The 16565-nt window shown below is 69.4% G+C and carries 13 protein-coding genes; 6 read left to right on the top strand and 7 right to left on the bottom strand.

The features are described from left to right. Positions 1-2: 2 nt before the first annotated feature. Together C5O27_RS13905 and C5O27_RS13900 are read right to left on the bottom strand one after the other, a co-directional pair. The gene (locus C5O27_RS13905; RefSeq protein ID WP_006359501.1) at positions 3-1094 is read right to left on the bottom strand and encodes a DUF4192 domain-containing protein; all 1092 of its coding nucleotides are present in this window, start codon (positions 1092-1094) and stop codon (positions 3-5) included. 91 nt (positions 1095-1185) lie between these two features. Continuing rightward, on the bottom strand, positions 1186-1851 hold the full coding sequence (locus tag C5O27_RS13900; RefSeq protein WP_127963848.1) for a hypothetical protein: 666 nt from the start codon (positions 1849-1851) through the stop codon (positions 1186-1188). 254 nt (positions 1852-2105) lie between these two features. Between C5O27_RS13900 and C5O27_RS13895 the strand changes: the two genes are divergently transcribed. Both C5O27_RS13895 and C5O27_RS13890 read left to right on the top strand, forming a co-directional pair. Continuing rightward, positions 2106-3086 carry a PAC2 family protein gene (locus tag C5O27_RS13895; RefSeq protein WP_006359503.1) on the top strand — a complete coding sequence of 327 codons (981 nt, stop codon included), beginning with the start codon at positions 2106-2108 and terminating at the stop codon, positions 3084-3086. 20 nt (positions 3087-3106) lie between these two features. Next, positions 3107-5188 (top strand): DEAD/DEAH box helicase, encoded by a 2082-nt coding sequence (locus C5O27_RS13890; protein ID WP_127962953.1) that lies wholly within the window; start codon positions 3107-3109, stop codon positions 5186-5188. 3 nt (positions 5189-5191) lie between these two features. On the opposite strand, the gene C5O27_RS13885 is transcribed toward C5O27_RS13890, so the two are convergent. Next, positions 5192-6124: a hydrogen peroxide-inducible genes activator gene (locus C5O27_RS13885; RefSeq protein ID WP_006359505.1), complete on the bottom strand. Its 933-nt coding sequence runs from the start codon at positions 6122-6124 to the stop codon at positions 5192-5194. Positions 6125-6250: 126 nt separating this feature from the next. Here C5O27_RS13885 and C5O27_RS13880 point away from each other — a divergent pair, with 126 nt between their 5' ends. Both C5O27_RS13880 and C5O27_RS13875 read left to right on the top strand, forming a co-directional pair. Further along, on the top strand, positions 6251-6838 hold the full coding sequence (locus C5O27_RS13880; protein ID WP_006359506.1) for a peroxiredoxin: 588 nt from the start codon (positions 6251-6253) through the stop codon (positions 6836-6838). A 14-nt stretch (positions 6839-6852) separates the two neighbouring features. Beyond that, positions 6853-7386: an alkyl hydroperoxide reductase gene (locus C5O27_RS13875; RefSeq protein WP_006359507.1), complete on the top strand. Its 534-nt coding sequence runs from the start codon at positions 6853-6855 to the stop codon at positions 7384-7386. A gap of 72 nt (positions 7387-7458) precedes the next feature. On the opposite strand, the gene C5O27_RS13870 is transcribed toward C5O27_RS13875, so the two are convergent. Beyond that, entirely contained in the window at positions 7459-8736 is a 1278-nt protein-coding gene (locus C5O27_RS13870; protein ID WP_127963847.1) for an aminotransferase family protein, read from the bottom strand. 22 nt (positions 8737-8758) lie between these two features. On the opposite strand from C5O27_RS13870, the gene hrpA reads away from it, so the two are divergent. Continuing rightward, entirely contained in the window at positions 8759-12745 is a 3987-nt protein-coding gene (hrpA, locus tag C5O27_RS13865; RefSeq protein ID WP_127962952.1) for an ATP-dependent RNA helicase HrpA, read from the top strand. Here hrpA and nrdR read toward each other — a convergent pair. Both nrdR and C5O27_RS13855 read right to left on the bottom strand, forming a co-directional pair. Further along, a complete protein-coding gene (gene nrdR / locus C5O27_RS13860) occupies positions 12719-13186 on the bottom strand; it encodes a transcriptional regulator NrdR (protein ID WP_035754175.1) in 468 nt (155 codons plus the stop codon). The genes hrpA and nrdR overlap by 27 nt on opposite strands. Before the next feature lie 99 nt (positions 13187-13285). Continuing rightward, positions 13286-13822, bottom strand: coding sequence for a LysM peptidoglycan-binding domain-containing protein (locus C5O27_RS13855; RefSeq protein WP_006359511.1), 537 nt, complete (start codon positions 13820-13822; stop codon positions 13286-13288). 237 nt (positions 13823-14059) lie between these two features. On the opposite strand from C5O27_RS13855, the gene lexA reads away from it, so the two are divergent. After that, a complete protein-coding gene (gene lexA / locus C5O27_RS13850) occupies positions 14060-14767 on the top strand; it encodes a transcriptional repressor LexA (protein ID WP_042375778.1) in 708 nt (235 codons plus the stop codon). Here the strand turns inward: lexA and C5O27_RS13845 are convergent. Next, positions 14745-16445 (bottom strand): putative PEP-binding protein, encoded by a 1701-nt coding sequence (locus C5O27_RS13845; protein WP_127962951.1) that lies wholly within the window; start codon positions 16443-16445, stop codon positions 14745-14747. The two genes, lexA and C5O27_RS13845, sit on opposite strands and share 23 nt — an antisense overlap. Positions 16446-16565: the final 120 nt, after the last annotated feature.

Here is a 16565-nt window from a genome sequence, read left to right as displayed (position 1 = left end):
GATCACCCGGCGGCGCGCCGGGTGATCTCTGGCATCTGGACCCCGAGTTCCCGGGCGGTGCCGTAGGAACCGTCGATCATCTCCCACAGCATCGTCGGCCGGACGCCGGCCCGCAGGGCGGTGTCGAGGAGTCGGGCCAGGTTCGCGTCCGGGTCGGCTTCGAGGGCGACGTCGAGTGCGACTCCGGCGTACGCCCCTTCCCCGCCGATGTAGTGCAGATGTGCCAGGAGGGTGGCCGCTCCGGCACGGCCGGGTCCGGCCAGGCGGCGTGTGAGTTCTCGCCACACCGATTCGGCGTCTTCTCGTAGGTCGGTGACGGCGAGCGCCAGCGCGGCGTCGCGGACCTGAGGTCGTCGGACGGCCTGTTCCAGCACGGCGACCTCCGCGCAGTCCAGCGGTCCCCCGCCGTCGGCGACCGATCCGATCGTGAGGTCCAGCAGCTGCGCGTCGGACATCGCCCGCCCGAGTGGAACGACGCCGCGGGTGCAGTCCGGGCAGGGCCGTCCGGCGCTGCACTCCCCGGCGACCGGTTCGAGCATGGCCCGCATCTCCGACCGGCGCGGCAGGATGCGCCGGCCGGATTTCACCGCCTCGGCGATGGCGGTCGGACAGGTCTGCGGATCGTCGAGGACGCCCTCGCGGTCGTCGAGGACGTCGACCGACCACGCTTGCCCGTCGGGACACCAGATCACCGACCACGCCGCCCCGGCATCGAAGGCGGACAGAGCGAATCCGGCGGCGACACCCCCGATGGCGTCGAAGTGGCGGTCGGCGATCGCGAGCACCCGTCGATACCGAGGACTGTCCGCCGGATAGCGGTTGTCGGCGATGATCGCCACGACCTCGTCGGCGCCGTAGGAGTGGGTGATCGCCCCGAGTCCCGCGAGCACAGTGGACAGCTCGGATGTCGGTTCGCCGGCGTCGTCGAGGGCGAGATCGTGGCGCATGGTGGCCGAGATCCCCCGGTCGGGCGCGAAGGCGACCACGATGATCGAGCGTTCCGGGATGAAGCCGAGCAACGCCGGTATCGCCGTCAGCAGCGTCGTCGGGTCGATGGGGTCACGGACGGAACGGGAGGACGCGAAGGCGGGCATGCACGAAGCATCGGCCGCGTGAGGGCGCCTCGACGGCGCGCCGGCTGACCTGTGGACAACCGCGGCGGCCCGTCCACAGGCCGTGGTCGTCTCAGCCGAAGGCGGCCGACACCGCCTTGGTGAACAGCTCGTCGAGCGCAGCCGAATCCTCGGCGGGCACCGGACCTGCTGCGGGCCAACGATATTCGGCGTACACACGGACCCCGTCGCGCTGGCCTGTCAATGCGAGCGAGCTGGTGGTGACCGGTGCGGTACCACCGCCGGTGACGATGGTGCGGCGGATGGTCGCGGTCTCGACGCCGTCCCGTGCGGGCGGGGCGGGCAGGACCTCGGTGGTCACCGTCGACGACGCCCCGAAGGTGGTCGTCGTCAGTTCCGGGCACCTCTCGGCGCGCTGCACGACCTCGGCGAGCGGGGTGTCGACGTGGGCGACGACGATGGTCAGGGTCGAGCGTTCCGCGGTGCCGGGGCCGAGGAAGGCGACGGCGCCGTCGGCGGAGACCGGGGCAGGTGCGCAGTCGGCCGGTGAGACCTCGGTGTCGGCCCCCTGCCCCGGCGCCGGGCTGCCGGTCACGTCGGCCAGTGCGTTGGCCACCGCCTGGGGCGGGATCGGGCTCGCCGGTCCACCCGGGAAGTCCGAGGCCAGCACCGACCTCGACGAGAGGTCCGGGTTCGCCGACTGGGCGTCACCCGCGATCGAACACGCCGAGAGGACACCACCGGCGAAAAAGACGCAGGCGGCGGCCAGCACGAGCACGGGCAGGCGGCGTCCGGAGGACGTAGGGGGTGCAGCGGTTGCCGGGGTCACAGCGATCTACTGTGCCACCGCGAGAGCCCGCCCGTGCGGGTGACACACCCGACGAGGGAATCCCTGGCGCGGCTATGTCGTTACATATTCGGTGTCTCGCCGGACGCCGGTGCCCAACCGCGACCGGAGGTGCGAGACAATGGGACATATGACGAGAATCCGGCCGTGCTGTGTCACGGCCGCCACGTACAAGGAGGGATGACGTGGACGAGCAACCCGCGCGGAACGACGCGCTGTACGAACTCGCCTTTCCCGCTCCGAAGGTCACCCGCGCCGACGGCACGGGCCCCGTTCTGATCCATGCTCTCGAGGGGTTCGCCGACGCCGGCCACGCCGTCGCTCTCGCGGCCGCCCACCTCCGGGACAGCCTGGAGTCGGAACTGGTCGCGACGTTCTCGTCCGACGAGCTGATGGACTACCGCTCCCGCCGCCCGACGATCTCGTTCAGCGGTGAGACCTTCACCGAGGTCGAGATGCCGGCGCTGACCCTGCACGCGATCCGCGACAACTCGGGGAAGGGCTTCCTGCTGCTGGCCGGCGCCGAACCCGATCTGCGCTGGGAGCAGTTCGTCGACGCGGTGCGCCGCCTGTCCGACCGGCTGGGCGTCACCGATGTGATCGGACTCAACGCCATCCCGATGGCCGTGCCGCACACGCGTCCGCCGTCGATCACCGCGCACGGGAGCGACCCCGACGCCCTCGGCGACCTCCCGCGCTGGGGTTCGGCGATGAAGCTGCCCGCGAGCGCCTCGATGCTGCTCGAACTGCGGATGGGTGAGCACGACTACCGGGCCTCCGGCCTGTCGGTCCACGTGCCGCACTACCTGGCGCAGACCAACTACCCGGCGGCCTCTGCGCGACTGTTGTCCGCGGTCGCCGAACTGGCCGGTCTCGACCTGCCGCTCGCCGCGCTCGAGAGCGCCGCCGAGAAGGTGCGCGCCCAGGTCGACACCGAGGTCGAGGGCAACTCCGAGATCGAGTCGGTCGTCGCCGCATTGGAGACGCAGTACGACACCTTCACCCAGGCCGCCGAGGAGCGCGCGTCGCTGCTCGCCGCCGAGGAGTCGCTGCCCAGCGGCGACGAACTGGGCGCCGAACTCGAACGGTTCCTCGCCGAGCAGGCAGCCGAGCAGACCCCGAAGGACGATGAGCCCGGAGACGAGGGACCGCGATCGTCGATCTGACCGCGAGCCCGACGGCCCTGGTGCCCGTCGACGATGAGGACCAGGCGCTCGACACCTACACACAGTGGTGGACCGATCGTGGCCTCGACCTGTACGAACACCAGGAAGAGGCCCTGCTCGAGCTGCTCGCCGGCAGCCACGTCATCCTGGCGACCCCGACCGGTTCGGGCAAGTCGCTCGTGGCCGCCGGCGCACTGTATTTCGCGCGCTGCCGGGGCGAGCGGGCCTTCTACACCGCGCCGATCAAGGCCCTCGTCAGCGAGAAGTTCTTCGAACTGTGCGGGATGTTCGGCGCCGACCAGGTCGGTCTGCTGACCGGTGACGCGTCGGTCAACCCGGATGCGCCGATCGTCTGCGCCACCGCCGAGATCGTCGCGAACCTGGCCCTCGCCGCCGGTGGCGACAGCGACATCGGCACGCTCGTCGCCGACGAGTTCCACTACTACGGCGAACCCGACCGCGGCTGGGCGTGGCAGGTCCCGCTCATCGAGCTGCCCTCCACGCAGTTCCTGCTGATGTCGGCAACGCTCGGTGACGTCTCGTTCTTCGTCGACGATCTCGCGCGCCGCACCGGCCGCGACACGGTCGAGGTCACCGGCGCCCAGCGGCCCGTGCCGCTCGTCCACGACTATGCGATGACCCCGATCCACGAGACCATCGCCGATCTCGTCGACCGCGGTCGCGCCCCGATCTACGTGGTGCACTTCACCCAGGCCGCCGCGGTCGAACGCGCCCAGGCGCTCCTGAGCGTCAAGATCTGCGACAAGGAGGAGAAGGCCGCCATCGCCGAGGCGATCGGCGACTTCCGCTTCTCCACCGGCTTCGGCAACACCCTGTCGAAGCTGCTTCGCTCGGGTGTCGGCGTCCACCACGCCGGGATGCTCCCCCGCTACCGTCGCCTCGTCGAACGTCTTGCGCAGCAGGGACTCCTGAAGGTGATCGCCGGCACCGACACGCTGGGCGTGGGCATCAACGTGCCGATCCGCACGGTGCTGTTCGCCGGGTTGAGCAAGTACGACGGTCGCCGCGTCCGTCGCCTCCGGGCGCGGGAGTTCCATCAGATCGCGGGCCGCGCCGGCCGCGCCGGCTTCGACACCGTCGGGTATGTGGTGGCTCAGGCACCCGAGCACGACGTGGAGAACGCCCGCGCCGTCGCCAAGGCCGGCGACGATCCGAAGAAGCTGCGGAAACTGGTGCGCCGCAAGCCTCCCGAGGGATTCGTGTCGTGGGGCGAGAAGACCTTCACCCAGCTGATCGACGCGCCCGACGAGCCGCTGCGGTCGCACTTCCAGATGACCACCGCGATGCTGCTCGAGGTCCTCGGCCGTCCCGGCGACTGTTTCGCCGCCATCCGGCACCTGCTCGAGGACAACCACGAACCGCGAGATCGGCAGCTGCGCCACATCAAGCACACCATCGAGCTCTATCGCGGCCTGCGCGATGCCGGCATCGTCGTGCAGCTCGACCAACCGGACGAGACCGGCCGGCACATCGCGCTCAGCGTGGACATGCCGGAGAACTTCGCGCTGACCAACCCGCTGTCCGCGTTCGCGATGGCCACGTTCGAGATCCTCGACCCCGAATCCTCCACGTACGCCCTCGATGTCATCTCCGTTCTCGAGTCGACGCTGGAGAACCCGCGACCGTTGCTGCTCGCCCAGCGCAAGGTCGCCCGGGACGCCGCGATCGCCGAGATGAAGGCCGACGGCATCGAGTACGAGGAACGGATGACGCGGCTGGAGGACATTACCTGGCCGCAGCCGCTCTTCGAGGAGATCTTCGGCGCCTTCGAGATCTACCGGCGCGGTCACCCCTGGGTGGCGTCGTTCCCACCCAACCCGAAGTCGGTGCTCCGCGAGATGCTGGAGAAGGCGATGACCTTCACCGAGCTGATCTCCGCCTACGGTCTCGCCCGCAGCGAGGGCGTGGTGCTGCGCTACCTGTCCGACTGCTATCGGGTTCTCCGCCAGGGCGTTCCGACCAGTGCGGTGACGCCGGAGATCGAACAGATCGTGGCCGATCTCGGCACCATGGTCCGCGAGGTCGACTCGAGTCTCGTCGACGAGTGGGAGGCACTCGCCGCCCAGGCCGCGGAGGTCTGACCCTCACACCGGCGTGACGGCGCCGGTGTCGGCGACGATCTCCCCGATGATCGTCGCGAGCTGTCGATACGCGTCGTCGTGGCGTGCGGACCGGCGGAAGACGACCCCGATCCGCCGCCCCGGTCGCGGCGAGGCGAAGGTGGCGATCGCCAGGTCCCCCGAAGCCGTCTCCGACGCGACCGCCGTCTGCGGGATGAGGGTCACCCCGAGCCCGCCCACGACGCAGTGCACGGCCGTCGTCAGCGATGCCGCGCGCGTCTGCCCCAGGTCGGGCCGGACCCCAGCGAGAGCACACACCTCCAGCGCCTGGTCCCGCAGGCAGTGCCCCTCGTCGAGCAGCAGCAACGGCAGGTCGGCCAATGCGCTCGGGTCCACCCGTCGTTTGCCGGCAAGAGCGTGCCCGGCCGGCAGGGCGAGGACGAAATCCTCACGGTAGAGCGGTATCTCGGCGATTCCGGGCACGTCGAGCGGCAGCGCCAGGAGCGCCACGTCGAGCGTGCCGCCCCGCAGCTGTTCGACGAGCCGCCCGGTCTGTTCCTCGACGACGCGGGGCCGCAGGTCCGGAAGCCTCTCGGCGAGTCCGCGCAGCACCGCGGGCAGCACGTAGGGCGCGACCGTCGGGATGACTCCCAGCCGGATCGCCCCGTGCAGCGGCTGACCGGCACCCGCGGCCGCCGCGGTGAACTCGTCGACGGCGTCCACGGCCGCGATCGCCCGCGGCAGCAGTTCCTCGCCGTCCTGGGTCAGCAGCACCCGGCGCGTCGTCCGTTCGACGAGCGTCACCCCGAGACCCGTCTCGAGCGCCGACAGGGCCTGCGACAGCGACGGCTGGCTCACTCCCAGGTCCGCGGCGGCGGACCCGAAGTGTCTGCGCTGGGCGAGCGCCACGAACGCGCGCAGACCGGCGATGGTGGGCTGATAAGTTTTATCGGGCATGGCTATCAGTGTAGTGCTACTAATCACGTTTCGCTTTTGTCGAATTTCCGGCACGATAGTACTCGTACGTCGCGAAAGTCTTTCGCGCGCAATTCCGGTACACCCCCTCAGCTGAAGGAGCGATACATGGCCCTGCTCACCATCGGTGACCAGTTCCCCGCCTACAACCTCACCGCCGTGATCGGTGGCGACCTCAGCAAGGTCAACGCCCAGCAGCCCGATGACTACTTCACCACCGTCACCTCCGACGACCACCCCGGCCAGTGGCGCGTCGTCTTCTTCTGGCCGAAGGACTTCACCTTCGTGTGCCCGACCGAGATCGCCGCGTTCGGCAAGCTGAACGACGAGTTCGCCGATCGTGACACCCAGGTGCTCGGCGCCTCGGTCGACAACGAGTTCGTCCACTTCCAGTGGCGTGCACAGCACGAGGACCTGAAGACCCTGCCGTTCCCGATGATGAGCGATCTGAAGCGTGAGCTGGCCACCGCTGCAGGCGTTCTCAACGCCGACGGGGTCGCCGATCGCGCCACCTTCATCATCGACCCGAACAACGAGATCCAGTTCGTGTCGGTCACCGCCGGTTCCGTGGGCCGCAACGTCGACGAGGTGCTGCGCGTCCTCGACGCCCTGCAGTCCGACGAGCTGTGCGCCTGCAACTGGAAGAAGGGTGACCCGACGATCGACGCCGGCGAGCTCATGTCCTCGGGCGTCTAGAGAAGGAGATCAAGATGAGCATCGACAATCTCAAGGAAGCCCTTCCGGAGTACGCGAAGGACCTCAAGCTCAACCTCGGTTCGATCAGCCGCACCACCGCGCTGAACGAGGAGCAGCTGTGGGGAACCCTGCTGTCGACCGCCGCTGCCACCAAGAGCGCCAAGGTGCTCAGCGAGATCGCCGACGAGGCCGCTGACAACCTGTCGGCCGAGGCCTACAACGCCGCACTCGGTGCCGCGTCGATCATGGGTATGAACAACGTGTTCTACCGCGGTCGCGGCTTCCTCGACGGCAAGTACGACGACCTGCGTCCCGGCCTGCGGATGAACATCATCGGCAACCCGGGTGTCGACAAGGCCGCGTTCGAGCTGTGGTCGTTCGCCGTGTCCTCGATCAACGGCTGCGGACACTGCGTCGCCGCCCACGAGAACACCCTGCGTGAGGCCGGCGTCGACCGCGAGGCCATCTTCGAGGCCCTCAAGGTCGCCTCGATCGTGACCGGTGTGGCCCAGGCCATCGCCACCACCGAGGTGCTCGCGAACGCCTGATCCAGGCAACACGACGAAGCCCGGCTGCCTTTCGGCAGCCGGGCTTCGTGTTGTTCGACAGTGTTCGGGCCGTCAGCTCAGCGCGGCACGGATGCGGTCGGCCATCTCGCCGACCTCGTCGGTCGTCATGACGAACGAGGGCGAGATCTGCAGCGCACCCTGCCCGGCGGCGCGTGTGCTGACGCCGTGCTCACGCAGCTTCACCACCGTGGCCGGCGCCGTCGCCGGATCGGCGAGCTGCACCGCGGTGACCGCACCGAGCCCGGTGCGCACCTCGGCCACCGCGTCGAGGTCGGCCAGCGGGGACAGGGCCACCGCGAGGTCGCCCTCGAGTCGGGTGGCCTCCGCGAGCAGGTCCTCCCGGCGGATGATCTCGAGGTTGGCCAGTGCGGCGGCCGCGGCCGCGGCATGACCGCCGTAGGTGTAGCCGTGGCGCCACCAGACGCCGCCGGCGAAGAACGGTTCGGCGAGGCGCGGCGCGATGAAGACCGCACCCATCGGCACGTAGCCCGAGGTGAGCCCCTTGGCGGTGGTGATCATGTCCGGCTGCAGGTCGAAACGTGCCGAGGCGAACCACGAGTTGCCGGCGATACGGCCGAAGCCGGTGACGACCTCGTCGACGACGAACAGGATGTCGTGGTCGCGGCAGATCGCACGGACCTCGTCCAGGTATCCGGCCGGCGGCAGGTAGATGCCACCGGCGCCGATGATCGGCTCGCAGAAGAACGCGGCGATGTTCTCGGCGCCGACCCGCTCGATCAGACCGAGCAGGCTCTTCGCGTCATCCCAGTCGACGTTCTGCACGTCGTGCATGAGTTCGCCGTAGCCGTCGTGGTTGAGCGGGATGCCCGCCAGCGACGTACCGGCGGCGTGCATGCCGTGATAGGCCTTGGTGCGGCTGATGACGACGCGCTTGGCGGGCTTGCCCTGCTCCACCCAGTAGCGGCGGGCCAGCTTGACCGCGGTGTCGATCGAGTCGCTGCCGCCCGAGGTGAAGAAGATCTTCGACCCGGGCACCGGCGCGATCGCGGCGAGCTCGTCGGCGAGCTGCAGCGTGACGTCGCTCGCGATGTCCCCGAAGTTGGAGTAGTGCGCGATGGTGCCGAGCTGACGCGACACCGCGTCGGCGATCTCGGTACGCCCGTGGCCCACGTTGGTGAACCACAGACCGGCGGTCGCGTCGATGTATTCCTTGCCCTCGCGGTCCCAGATACGGGTCCCCTCACCCTTGGTCACGACGAAGGGGCCACTCGCGGTCACCGCACCCATGTCGGCGAAGCCGTGCCACAGAGCACCAGAAGTTTCAGACATGCCCACCATGATGCCGGGCGAGGTGAGCGCCCCCGGCATCGACCCATATCCTGGAGTCATCATGTCGGTCGAGTCCTCAGATCCAGCCCCGCGAGATCCTCAGCCCGGCATCTCCCGTTCCGAACTGCTGCGGTCGCTCGACGCGGTCGCGATCGTCGACGCCCACCGTCTGCGCCGCCGGGTCGACAAACTCGGCCGCACCCCCGATCCGCACAGATGGGAACAGCTCGTCGCCGACGTCGAGAAGGCCCGGCACCGCCTCGACCGTCGCCGGGCCACGGTGCCGGTGCTGCGCTTCCCCGACGAACTCCCCGTCTCGGCCGCCCGCGAGGAGATCGCCGCCGCGATCCGGGACCACCAGGTCGTGGTCGTGGCCGGTGAGACCGGTTCCGGCAAGACCACGCAGCTGCCGAAGATCTGCCTCGAACTCGGCCGGGGCATCCGCGGCACCATCGGCCACACGCAGCCGCGTCGTATCGCGGCGAGCTCGGTGGCCAAGCGCATCGCCGACGAGACCGACACCGAACTCGGTGACGCGGTCGGCTATTCGGTCCGGTTCACCGACCGCTCGGGCGCCGACACCCTGATCCGCGTGATGACCGACGGCATCCTGCTCCGCGAGATCGCCACCGATCCGATGCTGCGGCGCTACGACACCCTCATCATCGACGAGGCCCACGAGCGCAGCCTCAACATCGATTTCATCCTCGGCTATCTGCGACGGCTGCTACCGCAACGACCGGACCTGAAGGTGATCATCACCTCGGCGACGATCGAACCCGCCCGCTTCGCACGGCATTTCAGCACACCCGAGATGTCGGTCCCGGTCATCGAGGTGTCGGGTCGCACCTACCCCGTCGAGGTCCGTTACCGGCCGTTGAGTCTGCAGGAGCGCCCCGACAGCGGCGACGACACCGGCGGCGGCGAACACGCCGACCTCGACCAGATCCAGGGCATCGACGCCGCGATCGACGAACTGTGGGCCGGCGGCCGCGGCGACATCCTGGTCTTCCTCCCCACCGAACGCGACATCCGCGAGACCGCGGATGCGTTGAAGCGCCGGACGGGAACGGGCCGCAACGGCGGCGCGGAGATCGTCCCGCTGTTCGCGCGGTTGTCGATCGCCGACCAGCAGAAGGTCTTCGCCCCGTCGAACGGTCGCCGCATCGTGCTGGCCACCAACGTCGCCGAGACATCGGTGACGGTCCCCGGCATCCGCTACGTCATCGACACCGGCACCGCTCGTATCAGCCGGTACTCGACCCGCACCAAGGTCAATCGCCTTCCCATCGAACCGGTTTCGCAGGCCAGCGCCCGCCAGCGCGCCGGCCGGTGCGGTCGCGTCGCCCCCGGTGTGTGCATTCGGCTCTACAGCGAGAACGACTTCGACGCCCGGCCCGCGTTCACCGACCCGGAGATCCTGCGTACCAACCTCGCCGCCGTCATCCTCCAGATGACCTCGCTGAAACTCGGTGAGATCGCGGACTTCCCGTTCGTCCAGCCGCCCGACGAGCGCGCCATCCGCGACGGCATGGGCGTGCTCACCGAACTCGGGGCGATCACCGTGAGCCGTGAGGGCGGCCCGCCGCGCCTCACCCCCGTCGGGCGCTCGATGTCCCGGATCCCGGTGGATCCGCGGATCGCGCGGATGCTGATCGCGGGTCGCGAACTCGGCTGCCTCGACCACCTGCTGGTCATCGCCTCCGCGATGTCCCTGCCCGACCCCCGCGAGCGTCCGGCCGAACATCGCGAGGCCACCGACGCCTCGCACCGGCGCTTCGTCGTGCCGCAGTCGGACTTCCTGTCCTACGTCGAGCTGTGGCGCTACCTCGACGAACAGCGCAAGGAGCTGTCCAGCAGCAAGTTCCGTCGGATGTGCGAACGGGAGTTCCTGCACTTCCTGCGAATCCGGGAATGGCGGGACCTGCATCGCCAGCTCACCGAGATCGTCAAGGATCTCGACTGGCCGGTGAGTCCGGCCGGTTCCGACCTGCCCGAGGTCGACGCCGATGCGGTCCATCGCGCGATCCTGTCAGGACTGCTCTCCAACATCGCGGCGCGCAACACCGAGGGCCGCGAGTTCACCGGGGCGCGCAACACGACGCTGATGATCTTCCCGGCGTCCCCGCTCGCCAAGAAGCCGCCGCCGTTCATCATGGCCGCCGAGGTCCTCGAGACCTCGCGACTGTTCGCGCACACGGTCGCCGGCATCGACCCGCTGTGGGCGGAGAAGCTGGCCGGCGATCTGGTCAAGCGCACGCACAGCGAACCGCACTGGTCGTCCAAGCGCGGTGCCGCGATGGCCTACGAGCGGGTCACCCTCTACGGCGTCACCCTCGTCGCGCGTCGTCGCGTCGACTACGGCCCCATCGACCCGGTCGTCTCACGCGAACTGTTCATCCGCCACGCCCTCGTCGAGGGCGACTGGCGCACGCAGCACCCGTTCTTCGAACGCAACCGCGCACTGCTCGAGGCCGCCTCCGACGTCGAGAACCGTATGCGCACACGCGGACTGGTGATCACCGAGGACCAGCTGTTCGAGTTCTACGACAAGCGGGTGGGCGCCGAGGTCACCTCCGCACGGCACTTCGACACGTGGTGGAAGAAGGCGCGGCGCTCCGATGCGGCTCTGCTCGATCTCAAGCCGGAGGACGTCGCGGCGAGTACCGAAGCCGCCCCCACCGACTATCCGGGCGCCTGGCAGCAGGGCGACACCCGACTCGAACTCCGCTACCGGTTCGAGCCCGGCACCCCCGATGACGGTGTCACCGTGATGATCCCGCGCGCACTGCTCCCCCACGTGCGCCCGGCGGGTTTCGACTGGTCGGTGCCCGGCATGCGGACGGAACTGGCCACCGCACTGGTGAAGTCGTTGCCGAAGCAGCTACGCAAGTCGATGTCGCCGGCACAGCGTTTCGCCGAACTGGCACTGGCCCGCCTCACCCCACGGAGCGAGCCACTCACGGTCGGGCTCGCTCGCGAGCTCACCACGATCACGCAGATGACGGTCACCGCAGGCGATTTCGACGTCGACCGGATTCCGGCCCACCTACGGATGCATTTCGCGGTCGCCGACGACGCCGGGGAGATCACCGCGCGAGCCGATTCCATCGCCGAACTGCAGCGCGCGGCCACCCCGGCAGCGTCGAAGACGGTGAAGCGCACCCTGTATCGCGCCTGGACCGACGAGGGCATCGGCACTCTCGCCGCACAGCGGACCGTCGACATCGCCGGACAACGCCTCACCCGTTACCCGACCATCGACGCGATCACCGACGACGCCGGACGCACGCGCGGGGTGGTCGTGATCGACGCCGCGTCGGAGCAGACCCGTGATCGATTGGCGGCGAGAGGAATCGTCGCGCTCCTCGACCTGGCGATCCCGCCCCTGCACCGCCGCGTGGCCGGTTCCCTCGGGGCCGCGGGTCGACTCGCGCTGAGCCAGAGCCCCTACCCGGATCTCGATGCGTTGCTGGCCGACTGCACACGTCGCGCCATCCGCGATGTCGTGGCGGGCCTCGACGCCGGCACCCTGTCGGCGGTGCGCTCTCCCGAGACATTCCGCGTGCTCACCGAGAAGTTGCGTCCACGGATCACCGAGTCGGCACCGGACTACTTCTCTCTCGCCGTCGAATCCCTCGGTTGGGTGGCACCGGTCCGTGCCGCGATCGACCGACATGCCGGTTCACTCGCGGCCGATGACGTCGCCGAACAGCTGGACAATCTCGTCTTCGACGGATTCGTCGCCGCCACCGCACGACGACATCTGGAGAATGTGCCGCGCTACCTCGCGGCCGCCGAGGCCCGCCTGTCGGCGCTCCCCGCATCGGCGGCCCGGGATCAGGCCGGAGTAGCCGTCGTCGACCGGGTGACCGAGCGGTGGGCGCAACGACTGACTCAGGTGCCCGACCACCGGAAGGCGCACGTCAACGACGAGGCCCAGTGGCTCGTCGAGGAGCTGCGGGTGGGATTGTTCGCCGAACGGCTCGGCACCGCGTACCCGGTGTCGGAGAAGCGGGTCCTACGAACTCTTGACCGACTCGGCTGAGGCGGCTCGGAGGTCGTCGATCTCGCGCTGGAAGTCCTCGACGGAGTCGAACGAGCGATAGACCGACGCGAACCGCAGGTAGGCGACCTCGTCGAGGTCGCGCAGCGGCTTGAGGATCGCGAGACCGACCTCGTTGCTGGGGATCTCGGCCGATCCACTGGCACGTACGGTGTCCTCGACCTGCTGGGCGAGCTGCGCCAATGCGTCCTCGGCGACGTGGCGTCCCTGGCATGCGCGCCGGACGCCCCTCATCACCTTCTCGCGACTGAACGGTTCGGTGACGCCGTTGCGTTTGACCACCGCGAGCACCGCGCTCTCCACGGTCGAGAAGCGTCGCCCGCACTCCACGCAGGAGCGGCGGCGCCGGATGGCCTGCCCCTCATCAGCGACACGCGAGTCGATGACCTTGGTGTCGTCGTTCTTGCAGAAGGGGCAGCGCATCGTATCCTCACGCAGGTCACGGGACACTCTGGTGCAGCCGCGCCGCATGCCAGGCCGGTAGTCGGCCGGTCCCTGTGACATCGAGGATACCGCCCGTGCTCAGTGGTACCGGGGGGCGAGCAGCGGCTGACCGACGCGCAGCCCGCTCGACGGGAGGTCGTTCAGCTGGATGATCTCGTCGACGACCGCCTCACGCGGCATCTCGGGGGCGACGCGCGATGCGATGGTGCTCAGCGAGTCGCCCGACCGCACGTGTACGACCTCGGTGCCGACCGAAGAAGGTGTGACCGTCGCGGCGTAGTTCTGACCGACGACCGCGATGACCCACACGGCCAGAGCGAGCCCGACGCCGGCGAGAATTGCCGTCGCCGTGCGCCGACGCCGCCGGATGACGGCCGAGGGCGCGGTATGCGCAACACGCGAGACGGGTACGACCGGTGCACGACCCCGCATACCGACCGGCGAGGCGCACCGGGTGGAGGCGACCCGGCGGACCCGGACCGCCGACTCCGGCACCGGACGCCCGTCGACGGGCCGGCGGCCGTCGCCGCGGCGCATCGGGCGCGGACGCTCCAGGACGTCACCACGGACCGAATCGGTGGAGCGGTCGGGGTCGATGAGAGTGGCGGTGCGCATGATGCCCTCCGTGTTTCCGGTCGAACGCTTGTCCGTGCTCCGGCTGCGTCGTCGGCGTTCGAACTGTTCGATTGTCGATCATCTGTTCGATGAACTGATGTTCGATTTGTAGCACGGCACGCCGACACTTGTCTCGCAACACGTCGAACAAATGTTTGATGCGGTCGGCATTCTCGGCTAGGGTCGTCGTCAGACAAGCGATCTACCAGCACGTTCGGAATCGAGAGGAACCCGATCATGAGCGATGACGGCGGTAAGCGCACCGGAGCGCGGGGCGCCGACGAGCCCGTCGCCCCGGCAGACATGGCGGCGGCCGAGGCCTCGCTGACGCCGCGGCAGCGCGGAGTTCTCGAGGTGATCCGCAGATCCGTGCGCGAGCGCGGTTACCCGCCGAGCATCCGCGAGATCGGTGACGAGGTGGGTCTCACGTCGACCTCCTCCGTCGCCCACCAACTGCGGACGCTCGAACGCAAGGGCCTCCTCAAGCGCGACGCGAATCGTCCGCGAGCGGTCAACATCGCACCGAGTGAGCCGCCGACGCCCACCTCACCGACCGGTGGTGCGCTACCCGAGCCCACCTTCGTGCCGGTGCTCGGCCGGATCGCCGCAGGCGGCCCGATCCTCGCGGAAGAAGCCGTCGAGGACGTCTTCCCGCTCCCCCGCGAGCTCGTCGGCGAGGGTTCGCTGTTCCTGCTGAAGGTCGTCGGCGAGTCGATGATCGACGCCGCGATCTGCGACGGCGACTGGGTGGTCGTGCGCCAGCAGAACGTGGCCGACAACGGCGACATCGTGGCCGCGATGATCGACGGCGAGGCCACGGTCAAGACCTTCAAGCGCCAGAAGGGTCATGTCTGGCTGATGCCGCACAACGAGCTGTTCGACCCGATCCCGGGCGACGAGGCCGTGATCCTCGGCAAGGTCGTCACCGTGATGCGGCGTATCTGACCTCTTCGTTCTCGAGAACCGCGGCGGCAGCCGCGCGCGCCGCAGCCGGATCGGTGGTGGCGAGCGCGGCTGTCGCCGCGTTCTCGCAGGTCGACCGTGAGACGCCGCCGAGGCGGGCACCGACCGCGGCGGCCGCCACCGGAGCACTCGACAGCGAGGTGACACCCAACCCGACGAGCACACAGGCGAGGATCGGGTCCGCCGCGGCCTCGCCGCACACGCCCACCGGTTTCCCCTGGTCCCGTCCGGCCCGCGCGACCGTCGCGATGAGGTGCAGGACCGCCGGCTGCCACGGATCGGTCAGCGATGCGAGATCGGCCGACATCCGGTCGGCGGCCATCGTGTACTGCGTGAGGTCGTTGGTGCCGATCGAGACGAAGTCGACCTCGGCCAGGATCGCCGGCGCGAGGATCGCGGCGGCGGGGACCTCGATCATCACCCCGGCGACCAGTCCGCGTTCCCGTACCTGAGCGGCGAAGGCGGCCGCCTCGGCCGGTGAGGCGATCATCGGCGCCATGACCCAGGGGCTCGTCTCGGAACCCTCCGCGGCGCGCGCGATCGCGTCGAGCTGATGGGCACGGATCTCGGGGTGTGCCAAGGCGATCCGGTCGCCGCGCACACCGAGGGCCGGGTTGGCCTCCTCGGGCTGGTACACGAAGCGCAGCGGCTTGTCCGAGCCGGCGTCGAGGGTACGGATGACGACCTTGCGGCCGCCGAACGCGTCGAGCACCTCGCGATAGATGTCCGCCTGTTCCTCCACCGACGGCTCGTCGGCGCGTTCGAGGAAGGCCAGTTCGGTGCGGAACAGTCCGACGCCCTCCACCGGATGATCGGTGGCCGCACGGGCCGACGATCCGTCGGCGACGTTGGCCAGGATCGCCACCTCCACACCGTCGGCGGTGCGACCCGGGCCCGACCAGCCGGCGACCCGTGCGGCCTGACGCGTGTACTCGTCGACACGGGCCCGCGCGGCGGCGTTGTCGGGTTGCACGACGATCTCGCCTGTCGTGCCGTCCACGAGTATCACCGTGCCCGAGTCGATCCCGGCGAGACCGGGGACCGCGACGACACACGGGATGCCGAGCTGCCGGGCGATGATCGCGGTGTGGCTGGTGGGCCCGCCCAGGCGGGTGACCAGCGCGATGGTGGTGGCGGGATCGAGCCCCGCGGTGTCGGCGGGCGCGAGGTCGTCGGCGAGGAGGACCGAGGGCACGTCCGGCGTGGGCACGCCGGGCTCGGGGAGGCCCAGGAGTTCGGCGAGGACGCGGTCGCGGACGTCGTTGAGATCGGTGACGCGCTCGGCCATGAGCCCACCGAGCTTGGTGAACACGGCGGCGAACTGTTCGGTGGCGGCGACGGCGGCCGACGGCGCCGAGGCGCCCTTGGCGATCAGACCCGAGGCGGCACCGATCCAGCCGCGGTCCTCCGCGAGTCCGGCCGTTGCGGTGAGCACCTCGGCGGCGACGCCGGTGTTCTGCGATGCACGCTCACGTAGGCGCGCGGCGACCGCGGCCGCCGCGGCGGTGAACCGTTCGGCCTCGTCGGCGCGACGGTCCTCGGCGATCTCGACGCCTGCGCCCAGTGCCTCTGCGGAGTGGTCGGGTCGGCGTCCCGGCCAGAGTGCGGGCCCGAGAGCCACACCACCGACAACCGGCGTCCCCGTCAGAATCTGCGTCATGTGACCACGGTTACAAATTCTTCTTGACTTGTCAACACAAACAGGCGTAAACACAATTACTACAACACGCAAAGCCGCATGTTCCCACATTGGACGACCCGATCAGCGCCACGGGAACGA

The sequence above is a fragment of the Gordonia alkanivorans genome (genome assembly GCF_004011905.1).
Lineage (GTDB): Bacteria > Actinomycetota > Actinomycetes > Mycobacteriales > Mycobacteriaceae > Gordonia > Gordonia alkanivorans.
The sequence above is the reverse complement of the archived record's forward strand: the minus strand, read 5'-3'. Positions and strand labels throughout refer to the sequence as shown.